We start from the raw sequence: 17,090 nt of genomic DNA on the forward strand, positions 1-17,090 counted from the left end.
AGTTAATTTATAGCAGGCAATATTTATTTAATTTGCAACAGAATTTAACCTTTGTGCTGTAAAATGTAGCAGTTCTCAGTTGCCGACTATATAGTAGGGACTTACCGAGGGCCTGTTTTCGTGTCGGCGATCGGCTAAAATCCCTGATAAATCTCGTTCTTAGCAAAGTCTCGATTAATAAAAATAATGCCACAGTAGGCCCGTGATCCAAACCCATACAAAATAAGCCATTCCCAATTCTAAAATCTAAAATCTAAAATCTAAAATGGTATGACTTTCATCTCCCTTCAATATGCCCTGTTTCTGTTAGTTTTGTTCGCGGCTTACTGGTTGGTTCCGGTGCGGTGGTGGCGGCTGTTTATCATGCTGGCGGGTAGTTTAATTTTTTACGCTTCGCTGCAAATTTGGTACATTCCTCTGCTGTTAGTCGGGGCTTTGTTTAATTACTGCTTGGCGATGGCGATTGGGGAACCTCTGGATTGGCGGATTGCTAATGAATCTTGGAACCGCCGCCGTTTGTTGCTGCTGTGGATAGGTATCTGCCTGAATGTGTTGCTGCTTCTGGGCTTTAAGTATGTGCCTTTTTTATTGAGTTCGATCGGCACTTTGTTCAATTGGCCTGTAGCTATCGACGGGGCTGACTGGGTAAAAAGTCACGTCATCGCACCTTTGGGATTGAGTTTCTTTTGCTTTGAGTGCATTGCTTATTTGATTGACGTGTACCGAGGCGCGCCTGCTGCTACTTCGCTGCTGCACTTTGCTGCTTACAAGTTGTTTTTTCCCAAGCTGATTTCCGGTCCGATTACTCGGTATCACAACTTGATCTATCAACTGAAAACCCAGCAATTTCCGACGCCCGATCGCATTTCTGAGGGACTTTGGACGATCGCCTTTGGTGCAGTAAAAAAAGGTCTTTTCGCAGATAACTTAGGAATCTATGTCGATTTAAGCTTTACCAACTTGCAGCGGGCGGGTAGCGAGGATTTGTGGCTAGCTATTTTTGCTTACGGGCTGCAACTTTATCTCGATTTTAGTGGCTATGTCGACATGGCGCGCGGTACTGCTTTGCTGCTGGGTTGGTATTTGCCGCCAAATTTTGATTTTCCTTATTTTAGTGCCAGCATAGCTGATTTTTGGCGACGCTGGCACATGACTTTAGGCGATTGGCTACGCAATTATTTGTATTTTCCTTTGGGCGGTTCGCGAGTCGGTTTGTGGCGCACTTGTCTGAATTTGTCGATTGTCATGTTAATTGCAGGAATTTGGCACGGGGCAGCTTGGGGATTTATTGTGTGGGGGGGTTTACACGGTTTAGCTTTGGCGGTTCACAGGCTGACTGATGTGCTGTTTAAGCGGTTGCGGATCGAGTTTTTGTGGGAAAATCCGATCGGGATTGCGATCGGTTGGCTGTTGACTCAGGCGATGGTTTTTGGTAGTTGGATATTTTTCCGTCTTCCAGATTTAAAGGATTCTGGATGGGCGATTTCGCATTTGTGGGGACACGCTGCTGACGTGCAGTTTGCTGAGAAAGTTTATGGCGAAGCTTTGGGTTTGGAAAGAGTGCATTTAACTTGGATGTTGGCAGCTTTGGCGGCGGCGATGTTGGGGAATTATGCGTTGAGTCGGGGTTTGAAATTAGAGTTAAATTGGCCGCTGAAATTGGTGTTAGTGCCGCTTTGTTTGTATGCCGTTTGGGTGTTGGCTCCCGAAGGGGGTTTACCTTATATTTATTTTGATTTTTAGGGTATTATTTAATTCGCCGTAAGGTGCAGCGCACCCTACAACTACATTGAGGTGCGCGGAAGTGATTCCCAGCTACCTATTGGTGTCAACTTAAGGTTTTAGTTCGCCAGTCCTCCCGCTCACCCAACAGTCCGCCAGGGAATGAATTCCCTGTCTCATAGCTAAAGTCCTCTCAAAGAGGACTGAAGAACTCATTAGTCCTAATAGCCAGGAATTTCGCTTTGAGGAAGGGGTTGAAACCGCTGCCGGACTGAGGGTTTAACGTTAAGTTGACATCAATGCCTGCTACCCTAAAACTCACAGTCAACAGTCAACAATCATCTCCCTCCTGTACCCTACAACTGATAAGAACACCAGTCACTCCAGCTACCGACATAAAGTTTAGCATCGGGAATTCCGGCGATTTCTAAAGACAGTAAATTAACGCAAGCCGTCACCCCGGAACCGCAATAAACAATTATTTCTTCCGCTTTTTCTAATTCCGTCCAGCGCTGTTTTTGTTCGGATGCCGATCGCACTTTTCCAGTTTCATCTGTCACCCCTTGCCAAGGATAGTTAACCGCACCCGGAATGTGGCCTGCAATGGGGTCGATCGGCTCCCGCAAACCTTCATATCTCTCGCTTTCTCGCGAATCAATCAAAACCTTTCCCGGCAATTCTTTACGCTCTTTCACAGCCTCAATATCTACCGCCAAATCCTGCTGCACATGAGCAACAAATTTACCCTCGCGGGGGTCTGGCAAAGTATTTGTTACCGGATATCCCGCCGCTTTCCAGCCGCTGAAACCGCCGTCTAACAAAGCGACTTTGCTGTGTCCCATATATCGCAGCAGCCACCACAAACGAGCCGCAAAAGCCAGCCGCGAATCGTCATAGGCGACGACTAAAGTTTCTGCTGAATTAATACCGATAGCGCTCAATTTATCAGCTAATTCTTCAATATTTGGCAGCGGATGTCTACCGCCGTGTTTGTCCACTGAACTCGCGAGATCGCGGTTTAAATCTAAATAGAAAGCTCCCGGAATGTGACTTTCTTGATATTGTTTTTGTCCCAATTCAGGGTCGGCAAGGGAAAACCGACAGTCAATAATTACAACTTGCGGATTGTCGGTATTGGTGGCTAACCATTCAGGAGAAACGATTAAAGTATTGTCAGTCATAATTTTTCACATCTATCTTTTAACATTTATCTGGAAGGACTTTTTTTATCTGGTTCTGCTTTGTCGGTACGAGATTTTTTAGCATTAGCTTTCTCCGAAGCTCTTTTTTCAGAATTGGATTTTTTAGGAGTTGCTTTTTCCGAAGGTGATTTTTCGACGGGTGCGGGAGTTGGAGTTAGCAGAGGGGGAGTTACGGCTGCTTCTTGAGCGTAAAGCAGATATTTCTGATACTCGATTACTTTTGATTGAGCTAGTTGATGGTTGGGGCTAGAAACTGGTACTCTTCTCATTAATGAGACGGCTTCTTGCCAACGATCGATAACTGTAGTCCAATCGGCCTTGGTTTTTGCCGATCGCCCTAACTCTGCTGCTTTGAGTGCGCTGTTAACGGCTTCTCGAAAAGTATCAGGTGCAGCATCCGGTGCAGTTGCTAAATTTGCTGTTTCATCGGGATTATTCCCCGCAGTTGCTGCTGGCTGGTTCAAAATTTTACCGACAAACGCCACCACCGCGATCGCCAACATACCCGTTACTAGCCCCACTACAATGAAAGTCGATCGCAGTCGGTTCTCAAATGCAGCAAGTTCCGACGGTTTTTCCTCCTCAATATTGTTCTCCATGTCTGTGCGATCGTCCATATTAACAACAGCAGTATTTGGTACAGATCCTACAAAGCTCTGGGGTTCAAAAGTGCTGTTGTCCAAACTAAACTCTTGACTCCAAGCAGCAGCAATCTGACCGCTTTCTCTGCCCTCAACCTTCACTTTGCGAATCGAATCAGGCTGCAAATTCGTCAGCTCGGTGCGAACAAAATCAACTAAGGTATTTTCTATGGGTACTTGCTCGGCCTCAAGAATTACATCCAAACAGTCGCCGTCGAGATTCGCGGAGGCTGTGATGCCTTCAGATTGCAACTGGCTGTTTAGCCAAGATGCGATCGCAGTGGCGAGATTTCCCTGCTTGGCAAGTTCCTGAAAATTAAGCTCTGTCATAGCTGGACACCTGATAATGCAGAAGGTAGAAGGCAGAAGGAATGAAAAAGTCAGAAATAGTTTTTTTAAAGTTGAAAACACCCTAACTGAAATTCAACAAATAGTATAATGTATCGTGGCAAATCCCAGCCCAAAGACGCAAATTATCACTCTCGCTCCCCCTCCCAGCCCTTGAGAAAAGACTCGCAGTCCTTACTCCCAAACCAACTCAGGTTTTTAGTGAGGAATGTAAGTCGTCTTGCTCAGCCGCCAAATACTGCTGCTGCAACCAGGTTTTTGATACCGGGCGCGCCAGTCCAGATATTGCAAGCATCGCCCCTACAACCAGCATCCGCCTGGAAAAATCCTCGATCGCGCGGATGCGAGATGGGAAATTTTAGATGAAAAATTTGTGCGAGCGCAGTGCTATCGGCGGACAGCGAGTGATATCATCAGTTAGTCAATATTCAAGTTTTTATAGCAAATAACTCGATCGCACAATGGTAGCAATAGCAATTTTAGCGGCTGGACGTGGCACGCGCATGAAATCTGACTTGCCTAAAGTTCTACACGAATTGGGCGGTCGATCGCTAGTTGAGCGAGTCCTCCAAAGTTGTCAAGAAATTCAAATTACGAGGCGACTTGTCATCGTCGGTTATCGAGGTGAGCTCGTTAAAGAATCCCTGATTCGAGGTCAAGAAAGATCAGGAAAAAATCTTCAATCTCCTCCCCTAGAATTTGTAGAACAAACCGAACAATTGGGAACAGGTCATGCCATTCAACAATTGCTGCCTCACTTAGAGGGATTTCAAGGAGACTTGCTGGTATTAAATGGGGATGTACCTTTGCTGAGGGCAGAAACTCTCAAACAATTGATGGTAATTCACAAACAGCACCAAAACTCTGCTACTTTATTGACAGCTAATTTACCTAATCCTCAAGGGTACGGCCGAGTATTTACCGACAGTCAAAACTTAGTCCAGCAAATTGTCGAAGACCGCGACTGCACACAAGCTCAAAAGCAAAATCACCGAATTAATGCAGGTGTTTACTGTTTTCACTGGCCGGATTTAGAGAAAATTTTGCCAGAATTGAAGGCAGACAATGACCAAAAAGAATATTACCTAACTGACACGGTAAATTTCCTCAATCCGGTAATGGCGGTCGATGTGGAAGATTATCAAGAAATATTGGGAATTAACGATCGCAAACATTTAGCCACAGCTTGCGATATTTTGCAAACGCGGGTAAAGGACAAGTGGATGACGGCGGGAGTCACGCTGCTAGATCCCAACAGCATTACGATCGACGATACCGTAGAGTTGCAGCCGGATGTGGTAATTGAACCGCAAACTCACTTGCGGGGAAATACTTCGATCGCCTCTGGGAGTCGCATCGGCCCCGGCAGTTTGATCGAAAACAGTCAGATTTCAGAAAATGTGACTGTGCTTTATTCGGTGGTTTCTGACAGTACCGTTGCTGAAAATTCGCGAATTGGCCCTTACGCACATTTGCGGGGACACGCAGAAATTGGGGCGAACTGCCGCGTCGGCAATTTTGTAGAATTGAAAAATACTCAAATCGGCGATCGAACTAATGTAGCTCACTTGTCTTATTTAGGCGATGCGACTTTGGGAGAAAAAGTCAACATCGGTGCTGGGACAATTACGGCGAATTATGACGGAAAAAACAAGCACAAAACTCAAATAGGCGATCGAAGTAAAACTGGTTCTAACAGCGTGCTGGTTGCACCGATAACTGTGGGGGAAGATGTTACTGTAGCGGCGGGTTCTGTGGTGACAGAAGATGTGCCGAATGATTGTTTAGTAATTGCCCGTTCCCGGCAAGTTGTCAAACCAGGTTGGAAGTTGAAAGAACCTAAAAAGTGAACCGTTGTTCACTTTTTAGATGATCAGTTTCCACCCAATCGCGAGTTTCGCACTGGATACCAAAGAAACCGGGTTTTTATAACGGAAGCGATGGCCATCTAGAATAGATTTTGGTGAAAAACCCGGTTTCTGCGTAAGTCCGCAACCTTGAGAAATCGGGTTGATCGCGATCGGCTATTTTTGGTTATTTTGCTGGTGCAGATAATTGTTAATCGCTTTAGCGATTTTTGCTTGCTGGTATGGGTTCATCGTGCGGGGTAGGGAGATGCGAGAGCCTCCACAAACTAACAGTCTGATTTCGTACCAAGTGTCATTATCCCGATCTTTTGTTCGATCGACTTCCACGCCATAAATATCGCATAGAGAGTATTCAATTACTTTATGTGCCAACAAACCCCGCTGTTTAACAGTCAAGGTGTTTAAAGTTCCATCGAAGCTGTAGATTTCATTATTTCTCAAGACGATCACTGCGATTCCTGCGAGCAAAAATATGCCTCCTGTCCACCCCAACCAGCGCTCGTCTTGGCTTAAGCGCAGCAATCGATTTTTTGCATTTTTAACAAAAAAATTGATGTCAGAAGCTACAGCGTTTTGGGTTCCCCAATTAGTGGAGTTAGCAGTGAAAGGAACATTGCCAACAGAAGTCAAAAGTACAACTCTGGTTTTATAGCCGCATCTTTCAACTTTAGCTCCCCGCAAAGAATCCAGCTCAATTTCTTTGATGTTCGATCCCAGTAAATTCGATCGCACAATCTGGCACTTTCCTTGTTTTGCCTGCAATCGCTGGCAGCTCAGACTTGCTGCATGATAGTCAAAAGTCAGCGATATCAGTCCAAATGTCATGAATAAACAACTAGGGAACCAAAAATCAAATATGCTTTGAGTCTGAATTATTAATTCACTTGCTGTTTCCTTGATTTTTTTCATTTATCTCACCTTTTTATTCCAAAAATGAGGCTACAGATCGACTTCCTGACCTGGATGAGCCGAATTGTTAACTTATATATTCTTTGAAGTCGTCCTTTGCCATGACCCCTTTTATTTTGCTAATAGATTAGCACTAAAATCTCTGGCAGACAACCAAGGTCGCGAGTTTACCTGTGGCTGAGTTTAAAATAGCTTTCCATGATTTAAAGTAGATGAATCTTAAAAATATATTAATTATGTTATGGGTAATGAAACGTTTGTTTCGCGCTCCGTAGGAATGTAATCACCCAGGTGAGTAGAGGTTTACATTTTGTTACATTGTCAGGTTTATTTGCGCCTACTGAATTATCGTTAAGCTAATCCGCATTTAAATTGCATGGTCAAACAAACTTTCAGTGGCGTTGCATAATTAGAGTATGAATATAGGGAATCACCATGCACTGTCCTGAGTACAAATCAACCCATTTCCGTAAAAACGGTAAGAAAAAAGGAAAACAGAACCACATTTGTGTCAAATGTGGCCGTCAATTTATCGATGATTATGAGTACCAGCGAGGTTACAGTGAGACTGTGAAACGGGAATGCCTAAAAATGTACGTCAATGGTAAGCTGTTCTACATTTAAATTGTCTCTTAAAAAAGATGAAAGTTTTGTGGGGTGGGCGTCCCGCCCGCCCTGAATATAAAATTTAAATGCGCGACAGCTTATGCGTTTTCGGGCAATTAGCGAATCAAGGGAGTTCATCACACCAGCCTAATAACTTGGGTAAGACTTGTGGGAAAACTATTACCAGATGTTTATGACCCCGAAGTCATGCCAGAAGTCGGTGAGCTTGATGAATTACAGACTGATATAAAAAACACACAAAATCTGGCTGTGGACAGCCGTTGACCACTTTCGGTCAGGAATTTTAGGATGGGTATTAGGAGATCATAGTTCCGAGACGTTTGAATCGTTGTGAGACAGGGTAAGTGCCTGGAAATGCTATTTTTATGTCACGGATGGATAGCCAGTCTATCCGATGTTTATTCCTGATGAAGATCACATCATTAGCAAGACTTATATGACACTCCTTAGAAGATGAAAATACGAGGTTGAGACATTATCTGGCAAGACTACATCGGAAGACTCTTTGTTATTCTAAGTGCGCGGAAATGCTCAGGCACTCTATTAAAGTATTAATACATTACCTAAAATTTCAGGATGTTCCCGTTCCGGCAGTATTCATATCTTGATTCAGCAACGCCGAAAATGTATAGAATGCCGTAGCAGGAAGCGTACTACCATTCGGAATTTCTCTGGAAAAAACTATGAATAAAGTCAATACAGTCATCAAACCACTAAGCAGCAAAGCAATATAACAAGCAATTCGTCGTTTAGTGTAAAAGTAGGCAAAAATTGGAACTGTAAAGGCAAGCACAGCAGTTACCCACAGACTGCGCCCAGATAACTTGACCAAATTTTCTAATTTCTTTGGAGCGATCGGAGGTTGAGCGATCGCATTGAGATTCTCCTGTTGAGTCATCGGTAGTGGCGGTGAGGAGGATTTAAATTAACATACCACACCGCCAATACATAGATAGCTATCCTAAATGAATTGTGTAATTGTTGTAGGGGCAAACCCCCCGTGGTTGCCCCGATCCCTGGGGGTAGGCATGGGAGCAATACCCCTACATATTGGTACTGATTTAGGATTGCTATATTCAGCAATTTGTCAAAAATGTCCTAACTTTTAGGAGGATAATTTCGATCGCCATTTTAAGCAATAAAAATCAACGTTCCCTTGCTCATTTCCAAAGTATCGCCCATTTCCATACCATTGTGAAAAGCACCCAAAATCACCTCGCTAGTTTTGCCTAAAGCGATCGCCCCGCTAGCATCAATTCCAATTGCGCCAAAATCCCGTTGACGTTCGTCAGCTTCAGTAAAAGAACGCTCAAAAGCAGCTTTCAAACTCAAACCATCCGTTACCCGAATCACAATTCGCGCCGCCAAACACTCGTCCATAATGTGCTCGCCAATCCCCGTACAGCTTACCGCCGCACTTTGGGCCGCGTAATTTCCCGCCGGCATCGCCGAGTCGCTAACCCGCCCAATCCGCTCAAAACCCTTGCCACCAGTCGAAGTCCCAGCAGCCAAGCGTCCATGCACATCCAAAGCTACGACTCCGATCGTACCCACACCGGCCGGTTCGGCAACCACGTCAGCCATTGCTTTGCTAAAATTGCCTTGGCGTTCCTGCATCCACTCGTGCAAACGCAAATCCGTCATCGGATCGTAAATCGGCAATTGAAGTTCTCGCAGCAATTCCGCCGAACCAAAATCAGAGAGAACCCGATCGTCCGAATTCTGCAAAAATTGAGCAAGTTCGATCGGATGTTGAACGCGAGAAACATTAATCGCCCCGCTGAAACGCTGCATCAAACCATCCATCAGCGAAGCACTCATCCGAATTTGACCGTCCGACTGCACTACAGAACCAGTACCGGCATTGAATCGCGGGTCATCTTCCAACAATTGGCACCCCCGCACCACTGCATCTACGGCACTTGCACCGTCTTTCAGCAGCGGATAAACTTCCTCCAAAACATCGTAAAGCGATTTCCGCACCGCCTCAATTCCGCCTTTACTGTGTAGAGAACTGCCGGCACCGCCGTGAATAACTAGCTTTGGTTGCACTGGTTGCGATGCCATAATTTATAACCTAATAACCTAAAATTTTTCCTTTGCAATCTTAGCTTTGATCGAGCAACTTGCCCTACATTCTTAATCTTGAGCCGCCAAACGGCGGCGACGACAACGTTCGGAACAGTATTTGACCTCATCCCAGCAGTCCGCCCATTTTTTGCGCCAAGTAAAAGGTCGATCGCACACTGGGCACATTTTTGTCGGTAAATCAGATTTAGATCGTTGCTTAGCCATGCTAATTTTGACAATAGATTAACTAATTCACATCTTGTACCATTTTTATGAACAGGCAAGATGCCTGTTCCACAATCAAATTTAACTCTTGTGGAACAGGCATCTTGCCTGTTGCTAAGGAAACAACCTAATTTCTGCCAAACACCTCCCGAAATAAAAATGCTCGAAACGGCCGACGCCAACATCCGAATAGTCTTAGTCGAACCTGCAGGCCCATTGAATGTCGGTTCTGTTGCCCGCGTCATGAAAAATATGGGTTTGCACCAATTAGTTTTGGTAAATCCCCAATGCGATTATTTAGGGGAAGAAGCCCGACTGATGGCAGTTCGCGCCGCCGACATATTGGAAACGGCCAAAGTAGTCGAGAGTTTGCCCGCTGCTTTGGTTGGGTGTGTCAGAGCGATCGCAACTACAGGAGATGATTGTCGATCGTTGCCAACACAACTAGAAGAACCCGCAGAGGCCTTGCCTTGGCTCCTAGAAGCCCCCAGCGCCCTAATTTTCGGCCGAGAAGACTGCGGCTTAACCAATGCCGAATTAAACCGCGCTCAACGCCTGATCCGCATTCCCACCAGCGATGCCTACACTTCTCTAAATCTCGCGCAAGCCGTCGCTATCTGCTGTTACGAACTATACCGGGAAGAAGGAAGAAGGAAGAAGGAAGAAGGAAGTTCGGCAACGAGCACTGTACAAGATGTAACGGATGTAACGGATGTCAGTCCGATGGAAGTCGGAAGAGGGAAGAAGGAAGAGGGAAGAGGGAAGAGGGAAGAAGATGCCTCGTTCCCCGGCTCAGCCGGGGAACGCATATCCAGAGGCTCTGCCTCTTCAATACCCGATGCCACAGATAATTTATCAACTTGTTACCAAGAACAACTTGCAACCAGCCAGACAGAAAATCCCTCAATTCCCCTCGCCAGTGCTCCCTTGGAAAATTTAGAGGGATATTACCAGCAATTAGAAACGCTGCTACTCAAAATTGGATATTTACAGCAGCACACAGCAGCAAGTCGGATGGAAAAATTTCGGCGTTTGTACAACAGAGCATATCCGACAGTTGATGAAGTCGCTATGCTTCGGGGGGTGCTGCGCCAAACAGAATGGGCAATCAAAAGTTACCCACGAGAGACAAATTCTGATACTCTGGATGGAGCGTTGCCGGAAAATCCAACGGATAGCTAGGAGAACTTTCCTGAACCCACTTGTCACCTTCATAACCGGGTTTCTTGACTAAAAACCTAAGCTTTGGGATAATTTTCGAGCAATAAACCCGGTTGCTGATACCATGCAGCGTCTGGGATAAATCTAAAATCTAAAATCTAAAATCTAAAATTGATTGGCTGGCAAGCTGAAAAATCTTAAACTTGAACTTTACATTAGTGATGAAGGAGTAAGACGTGGCAGAGCGGTTTCCCAAAGGATCGATATTATCGGTGATATCCTCGTCGATATCCTCTCCCAACTCCGGCTCAAAGCAGCCTAAGTCCGGCAAAGCAAGTCAGTCTGGCAACTCGGGCCGCCGCCGTCCTCCCCAACCGCAAAAGGGCAATTCAGAAATTCGATCGCCCGAACCTGCGACTTTGCCACCGCAACAGGGCCGCGGCAGCAGAAATGGAGCCAATTCTCCCACATCTTCGGAAGAATTTACCACACAAGACTTTTTATCTGATCCTCGATCGGCAATTAACCCCAGAAAACCCAGAACCAGCAAAACTCCGCAGTCGAAGACTCGCCAACCGCGCAAAAAAGGCCTCGCTGCTGTCGATATGTTTGAGTTTCCAGACCCGACTCTGGAGCGGGAAAACCTGAGTTCGATCGCCAGCAATCCCAACAGCCAGCTCCCAACAGCCACTCCCCCTACCACCCGTGGAAGTCGTCCCAGTTCGCCCCCAGTTCGCATTCCAGACACGGTAATCCCCCCAGATGCGAAAAAAACCCCCGTGCCTAAACCGCGTCCGCAACCGAGCCAGAAACCGGGCAAACGCTCTGCACATCGGAGCGTGCCGCCGTTGGTGTATGCTACTCGCTTGCTGATTCTGGGAGTTGGGATAGCGGTGATTTGCGGTACGCTGCTGTCTGTGGTAAATGCTGTGAGTCGAGCATCCACTGTAGCGCCAGAAGAACAAACCACCGCAGGGCAGAAAAACCCAGATGCAGGCGACAGCGCATCTGCTGCAGCGGTGACAGGAGAAGTGCTGCAACTGAATCAAGAATTAGGAGCTTTGAAAACCCAAGTTCAGGTTTTAGCAACAGAAAATCCTAGTTTGACAGCGGGAATATTTCTAGTCGATTTAGATACTGGAAGCTACCTAAATTTTAATGGCGATACTGCTTTTGCTTCAGCTAGCACGATTAAAGTGCCAATTTTAGTAGCTTTTTTCCAAGCAGTAGATGAGGGCAAAGTGCAGTTAGATCAGGTGCTGACGCTGAAGTCCGAACACATTGTCGGCGGTTCTGGGGATATGCAAGACCAGGCTCCTGGCAAGAAGTATTCGGCTTTGGAAGTTGCCCAAAAGATGATTGTTGTCAGTGACAATACGGCGACAAATATGATGATTGAGTTGTTGGGAGGTGCTGAGGTGTTGAATCAGCATTTTGCCAATTGGGGTTTGAGGGCGACGGTTCTCCGCAATAATTTGCCTGATTTGGAGGGAACTAATACTACCAGTCCGCAGGATTTGATTAATATCATAGCCCAGATTGATCGGGGTAATTTGGTATCGGTGAAATCGCGCGATCGCATTTTGCAAATCATGCGACAAACTAGAAATGATTCTTTGCTGCCGAAAGGTTTAGGCGAAGGTTCAGTTATTGCTCACAAAACCGGCAACATTGATACAATGCTTGCGGATGCGGGGATGGTGGATTTGCCGAACGGTAAGCGTTATTTGGTGGCGGTGATGGTGAAGCATTCACCGGAAACGGAGAAGCCAGCTCAAACATTGATTCGGGAGATTTCTCGGATGAGTTACCGCTATTTGTACGGTGGGGAAACGCCAGCCGATTCAAAAGTGAAAATTAAAAATTGAAAATTTAACCGGGTTTTTTCGGGCAAGTGTTGTAGACTTTATCAAACTATAAATCAGTTTGTATTATGAAACTAAACATTCGACTTGCTTGTCTAGTAGCGCTCTCAACTTTAGCCGTTGGAGTCTCCCCCGCCTTGAGCAATCCTGCTCCTGAATCTGAGACGGACGGCGTGAGAGTGATCAACAATAATATCGAACTCAATCGGGCAAAAAACTTAGCCCGTCAAGCAGCAGAAAGGGCTAATGGGGGTTTAGGCAACTATCGAGCTGAAGCTTCTATGCACGGTACTTCTAAGGAATCGCCTTTTGTAGACAATGGCGATGGAACTTGGACTTTTACTTTTAAGGGTAACAAGCCTGGTTCGTCTGTCTTTACTGTAGAAACGGTTGTTACGGTTTCCCAAGATGGGAGGGTGAGAGTTGATTACAACGGGCAAATTCGCGACTCAAACGGAATTTAACAAGACTTAAGACTTACTCATCGGTGCTCAGAAACCGGGTTTTTCACGAAATACTTTGTTACAGCCCCAGAAACTGTAAAAAACCGAGTTTCTTGCTGTTGATGGGTCCAGGACTGAACTTGTGAAATAGCGATCGCCCGATTAGAGAAATCATTGATTAAGCTTTCGTCGCGGGTGATCCGCGCAACATTCTTTCGGTACTGAGATCGCGATCGATTTTCTTTGTTAAGCCGAGAGCCGGAGCTGTCAAATAAACGAACGAGCGCCCTCCGGTCACGCTTTCAAGTTGCTTGTTACCGCGTCAGGCAAAATAGAAGCAGATTGATAAGTTTGCTCGTGATAAGTAGTTAGATCTAAAAAAGTGTAATATAAATAGAGAGAGACTTTACTAGATAGAGATTAGCAAAAGCTATGAAAGTCAAGCACTTTATCAATCTGCACAAAGGACTCAGCTTTCCATTTATTTTGACACTGATGCTCATTTACCAAAATTTTAATTTGGGTGCTTGGGTTTATCTCGCTCTGCACGGTACTTATGGTTTGTTGTGGCTGCTCAAAGACCAGATATATCCAGATAAACAGTGGGAACAAGAAATCTCTGTCGGAACGGGAATACTCGGCTTTGTGTTGGTTAGCCTCTATTGGGTAGCACCTTTTATTTTGATTAGCAGTGGCTCACAACCACCTCTGCCGTTAGTGGCAGCAGCAATTTCCCTAAATATCATCGGTGTCTTTCTACACTATAGTAGTGATGCACAGAAGTATTACACCCTTAAGTACCGTTCGGGACTAATAACTGAAGGATTTTTTGCCCGATCGCGCAATACGAATTACTTAGGAGAAATCCTCATCTACGGATCGTTTGCGATGCTAGTTCAGCACTGGCTACCTTTTTTAATTCTGGCAGCTTTTATTGCTGGTATGTTTATTCCTAACATGATAAAAAAAGATCGTTCACTCGGACGATATCCTGAATTTGCCGACTACAAAACTACGTCTGGACTTTTACTACCTCGACTATTTGTATCGACAGCTCTCGAACCAAAAAAAGACAGTTTAGAGGAGAAAGTTGGTTAAAAATAGTAATTTAGGGCGTTGCGGAATTACAATATGAGTTCATGAGGGGTAATAAGGCGATTTTTTAGGAAATGCCCTGAAAGCAGCTCAACTCATATCCGCAAAATAAGATAAAGCTTCTAATAATAAATTTCCCGGCTTTGCAGCACAGCCTTAGCGATTGCCCCATACCCCTTTGGGAACTTTCACCGTCACGCTTGTAGGCGATTTAAAGCAGTCGGTAGATACTTTTAAACGATCGTTTTTCAAGACAAAGAGGCTCAAACCCTTGCCGCACCAGCCATACAGCCGAAAGATTTGACCCCTCAAAAAAACAGCTACCCATTCACGGAAATTCCCGGAACCAGAAAGCGATTAAACACTCGCGACTGCTAACTGTTCCGCGGCCTCTTTTTCGTTCATCTCGTCGAGTTTCTGCCAAACTTGCTGCATCAATTCATCCAATCCAAGTCTACTAACGGCGGAAATCAACAAAACAGGAGCGCCACTAATTTCTTTAAGTCGGCTGATTAAATTACCGATTTCTTCGCTTTCAAGATCGATCGCATCTACTTTATTAAAAGCTAAAATCTGCGGTCGATCGGCTAAACCACGCCTGTAAGCCTTCAATTCTTCCTGAATTGTGACATAATTGGCGATCGGATCTTCATCCGTAATATCGATCAAATGCAGCAACAACCGAGTCCGCTCAATGTGCCGCAAAAACTCGTAACCCAAACCCGCGCCTTCGTGAGCCCCTTCAATTAATCCCGGAATATCAGCAAAAACAGTACCGTCGCCGCTGGGTTTTCTGACTACGCCCAAATTCGGGACTAAAGTTGTAAACGGATAATCTGCTATCTTGGGGCGGGCCGCAGACAAAGCTGAAATTAAGGTGGATTTGCCAGCATTCGGCATCCCCAGAATTCCCACTTCCGCTAATAGCTTCAATTCCAAACGCAAAAATTTGTGTTCACCTTCTTTTCCCGGCATCGCATAATCGGGAGCGCGGTTGGAATTGGTTAGAAAACACTTATTCCCCAAACCGCCTTTGCCACCTTTGGCTACACAAAAAGTCTGTCCGGGCGTCACCAAATCTGCCAATATGGCCTGAGTTTCCGCGTCGTAAACTACTGTACCGCAGGGAACTTCGATCGTGCGATCGTCCCCACCGGCACCAGTCATATTTTTCGGCGCGCCCCGCTTCCCGTCATCGGCTTTAAAAATCCGGTTGTACTGAAAATCTAGCAGCGTTTGCAGGCTTTCCACCGCCACCATATACACGGAACCGCCTTTGCCGCCCGTCCCGCCAGAGGGGCCGCCCGCCGGTACATACTTTTCTCTGCGAAAAGCTACCATACCGTCGCCGCCTTTGCCGGCTGCGACTTGAATATCTGCTCGATCGATAAATTGCATAATTTAGTCAGTAGTCAATAGTCAATAGTCAGTTGTCAGTTGTCAGTTGTCAATAGTCAGTAGTTATTATGATACCAGATCCAAGTACCATATTTCTCTTTTTCTTTAGTCCGGGTCGGCAGACGCCAGCCAAGTTTAGTTGCGACTTACAGTTGCCCGAAAATTATAATTATACCAATTTTTAAAAGTAGTGCAGAGCGAGAGATTGTAAGCGAGCATTTGTAGAGAAACGGCAATGCTGTGTCCGGCTCCAATATTTGCGATTTTTAATAATTTGTATAAGATTGAGGATTGTACTAAGACTTTTATTGAAGTAGTATCAAAGCAGATTTTCTCTTAGCAAGACTTACCTACAAACACTGAGGAAACCGGGTTTTTCTACTGGCTTTTTCTACGGGTGCGGATGGGTGTAACGATGTTTTGTCCTAGAAAAACCCGGTTTTTGCATCCTGGACTAATTAGTAGTCATTGGTTAATAGTTACAGTCATTAATCCAAGATTTCACAAGAATGACAACTGACTACTAACAACTGCCTACTGACAACTGCCTACTGACAACTGACAACTGACAACTGCCTACTAACTACTAACAATATGACGATACATCTTCCTTACATTCATCTGCCAAATAGCAGAGAGCTCGAAAGCGCATCCCGACTAACTGTTCGTAAAGTGGGTTAATCTGGCACATCGCCGGAATGTGGACGATTTTGCGACCAAATAACACGACATCTCGCTCAAATGGACACTGGGGCGGAATAATTTTACAGACAAAGTGTGCCAATTTTGGGTCGTGAATTTCCCAGCCGTCAAGCCAGTCTTTGACGGGTTGCAGGACATCTTTGTGGTGAGGTTTAGGTAGCCGAGATGAAAGGGGTGTTCCGGCGGGGGCGACATTCGCATCAAAAACTATTTGGCTGCTGGGCCCCTGCGGATCATCGCACTTGCAGTCTTCGATGGTGTGTCGCAGAGCTTCGAGCGCCTCTACATTGTGCCCCAAAGCTCTGCAATAATTATAGATTACCTCGTCTTCGCTGAGCGAGTAGGTACCGTCTGCCAAAGCTACCATGACTGCTGTCCTCAAAAAATCCTCGCCTTTGGTGGTGTCTTTCCCTAACACAGCGGCTAATTCCTCTGGGGTAATAGGTTCAAAACTCTCCTCAAAAGATACCGGGTGTAGTTCATCCTGAGTTAGATTTGCAATCATTTTTTGCTCGTCTTCGTCAAAGTTGCCGTCTGCCCAAGCAATTGTCAGCAATCCCCGCAGCCAAGCAGCAATCTCTTCATTGGTGCAGGAAGATTTAGCGTTACTCATTAGCATTTCCACTTGGATGTACCAGTCAATTTGTTCGTTTACAGCGGACTCAATATTCCCCTCCCAATAATTTTTACTGGTTTTTTGGTCGATGGATGATCTATTTGTGGAAGGTTTGTGCCTGAAGATTGCTCCAAACGCTTGTAGTGGAAGTGTTAAAAGCATATTTGTTTCTCAGCAGCATCGCTGACTAGCGAGCTA

14 protein-coding genes and 1 pseudogene are annotated in these 17,090 nt (G+C 45.5%); 7 read left to right on the forward strand and 8 right to left on the reverse strand.

Annotated elements, in window-relative coordinates:
- Positions 1-270 precede the first annotated feature (270 nt).
- Complete coding sequence (locus tag QUA07_RS11055) at positions 271-1,743, forward strand: MBOAT family protein (protein WP_333324942.1); 1,473 nt, start codon at positions 271-273, stop codon at positions 1,741-1,743.
- A gap of 335 nt (positions 1,744-2,078) precedes the next feature.
- On the opposite strand, the gene QUA07_RS11060 is transcribed toward QUA07_RS11055, so the two are convergent.
- Both QUA07_RS11060 and QUA07_RS11065 read right to left on the reverse strand, forming a co-directional pair.
- Positions 2,079-2,903 carry a sulfurtransferase gene (locus QUA07_RS11060; RefSeq protein WP_333324944.1) on the reverse strand — a complete coding sequence of 275 codons (825 nt, stop codon included), beginning with the start codon at positions 2,901-2,903 and terminating at the stop codon, positions 2,079-2,081.
- Positions 2,904-2,929: 26 nt separating this feature from the next.
- A complete protein-coding gene (locus tag QUA07_RS11065; RefSeq protein WP_333324946.1) occupies positions 2,930-3,895 on the reverse strand; it encodes a hypothetical protein in 966 nt (321 codons plus the stop codon).
- Between the two features lie 479 nt (positions 3,896-4,374).
- On the opposite strand from QUA07_RS11065, the gene glmU reads away from it, so the two are divergent.
- Positions 4,375-5,763 (forward strand): bifunctional UDP-N-acetylglucosamine diphosphorylase/glucosamine-1-phosphate N-acetyltransferase GlmU, encoded by a 1,389-nt coding sequence (glmU, locus tag QUA07_RS11070; RefSeq protein ID WP_333324948.1) that lies wholly within the window; start codon positions 4,375-4,377, stop codon positions 5,761-5,763.
- 174 nt (positions 5,764-5,937) lie between these two features.
- Here the strand turns inward: glmU and QUA07_RS11075 are convergent, their stop codons facing one another.
- Positions 5,938-6,690 (reverse strand): hypothetical protein, encoded by a 753-nt coding sequence (locus QUA07_RS11075; protein ID WP_333324950.1) that lies wholly within the window; start codon positions 6,688-6,690, stop codon positions 5,938-5,940.
- Positions 6,691-7,125: 435 nt separating this feature from the next.
- On the opposite strand from QUA07_RS11075, the pseudogene QUA07_RS30030 reads away from it, so the two are divergent.
- Positions 7,126-7,925 (forward strand): annotated as a pseudogene (locus tag QUA07_RS30030) (IS1 family transposase).
- Here QUA07_RS30030 and QUA07_RS11090 read toward each other — a convergent pair.
- The 3 genes from QUA07_RS11090 to QUA07_RS11100 all read right to left on the reverse strand — a co-directional run bounded on the left by QUA07_RS11090 (position 7,889) and on the right by QUA07_RS11100 (position 9,612).
- Complete coding sequence (locus QUA07_RS11090; RefSeq protein WP_333324952.1) at positions 7,889-8,215, reverse strand: hypothetical protein; 327 nt, start codon at positions 8,213-8,215, stop codon at positions 7,889-7,891. The pseudogene QUA07_RS30030 and the gene QUA07_RS11090 sit on opposite strands and share 37 nt — an antisense overlap.
- Before the next feature lie 233 nt (positions 8,216-8,448).
- A complete protein-coding gene (locus tag QUA07_RS11095; protein ID WP_333324954.1) occupies positions 8,449-9,384 on the reverse strand; it encodes an isoaspartyl peptidase/L-asparaginase in 936 nt (311 codons plus the stop codon).
- Between the two features lie 72 nt (positions 9,385-9,456).
- Positions 9,457-9,612, reverse strand: a complete 156-nt coding sequence (locus tag QUA07_RS11100; protein WP_006631540.1) for a DUF2256 domain-containing protein — start codon at positions 9,610-9,612, stop codon at positions 9,457-9,459.
- A gap of 159 nt (positions 9,613-9,771) precedes the next feature.
- Between QUA07_RS11100 and QUA07_RS11105 the strand changes: the two genes are divergently transcribed.
- The 4 genes from QUA07_RS11105 (at position 9,772) to QUA07_RS11120 (ending at position 14,179) form a co-directional block, all read left to right on the forward strand.
- Positions 9,772-10,794, forward strand: coding sequence for an RNA methyltransferase (locus QUA07_RS11105; protein ID WP_333325037.1), 1,023 nt, complete (start codon positions 9,772-9,774; stop codon positions 10,792-10,794).
- Positions 10,795-11,009: 215 nt separating this feature from the next.
- Positions 11,010-12,641: a serine hydrolase gene (locus tag QUA07_RS11110; protein ID WP_333324956.1), complete on the forward strand. Its 1,632-nt coding sequence runs from the start codon at positions 11,010-11,012 to the stop codon at positions 12,639-12,641.
- A gap of 65 nt (positions 12,642-12,706) precedes the next feature.
- Positions 12,707-13,102, forward strand: a complete 396-nt coding sequence (locus tag QUA07_RS11115; protein ID WP_333324958.1) for a hypothetical protein — start codon at positions 12,707-12,709, stop codon at positions 13,100-13,102.
- 411 nt (positions 13,103-13,513) lie between these two features.
- Entirely contained in the window at positions 13,514-14,179 is a 666-nt protein-coding gene (locus tag QUA07_RS11120) for a DUF1295 domain-containing protein (protein WP_333324960.1), read from the forward strand.
- Between the two features lie 354 nt (positions 14,180-14,533).
- Here QUA07_RS11120 and obgE read toward each other — a convergent pair whose 3' ends face one another.
- Positions 14,534-15,574 (reverse strand): GTPase ObgE, encoded by a 1,041-nt coding sequence (gene obgE / locus QUA07_RS11125; protein ID WP_333211907.1) that lies wholly within the window; start codon positions 15,572-15,574, stop codon positions 14,534-14,536.
- Positions 15,575-16,160: 586 nt separating this feature from the next.
- Positions 16,161-17,054, reverse strand: a complete 894-nt coding sequence (locus tag QUA07_RS11130) for a Mo-dependent nitrogenase C-terminal domain-containing protein (RefSeq protein WP_333324962.1) — start codon at positions 17,052-17,054, stop codon at positions 16,161-16,163.
- Between the last annotated feature and the right edge of the window lie 36 nt (positions 17,055-17,090).

The organism is Microcoleus sp. T3_A4, from assembly GCF_036700465.1.
Lineage (GTDB): Bacteria > Cyanobacteriota > Cyanobacteriia > Cyanobacteriales > Microcoleaceae > Microcoleus.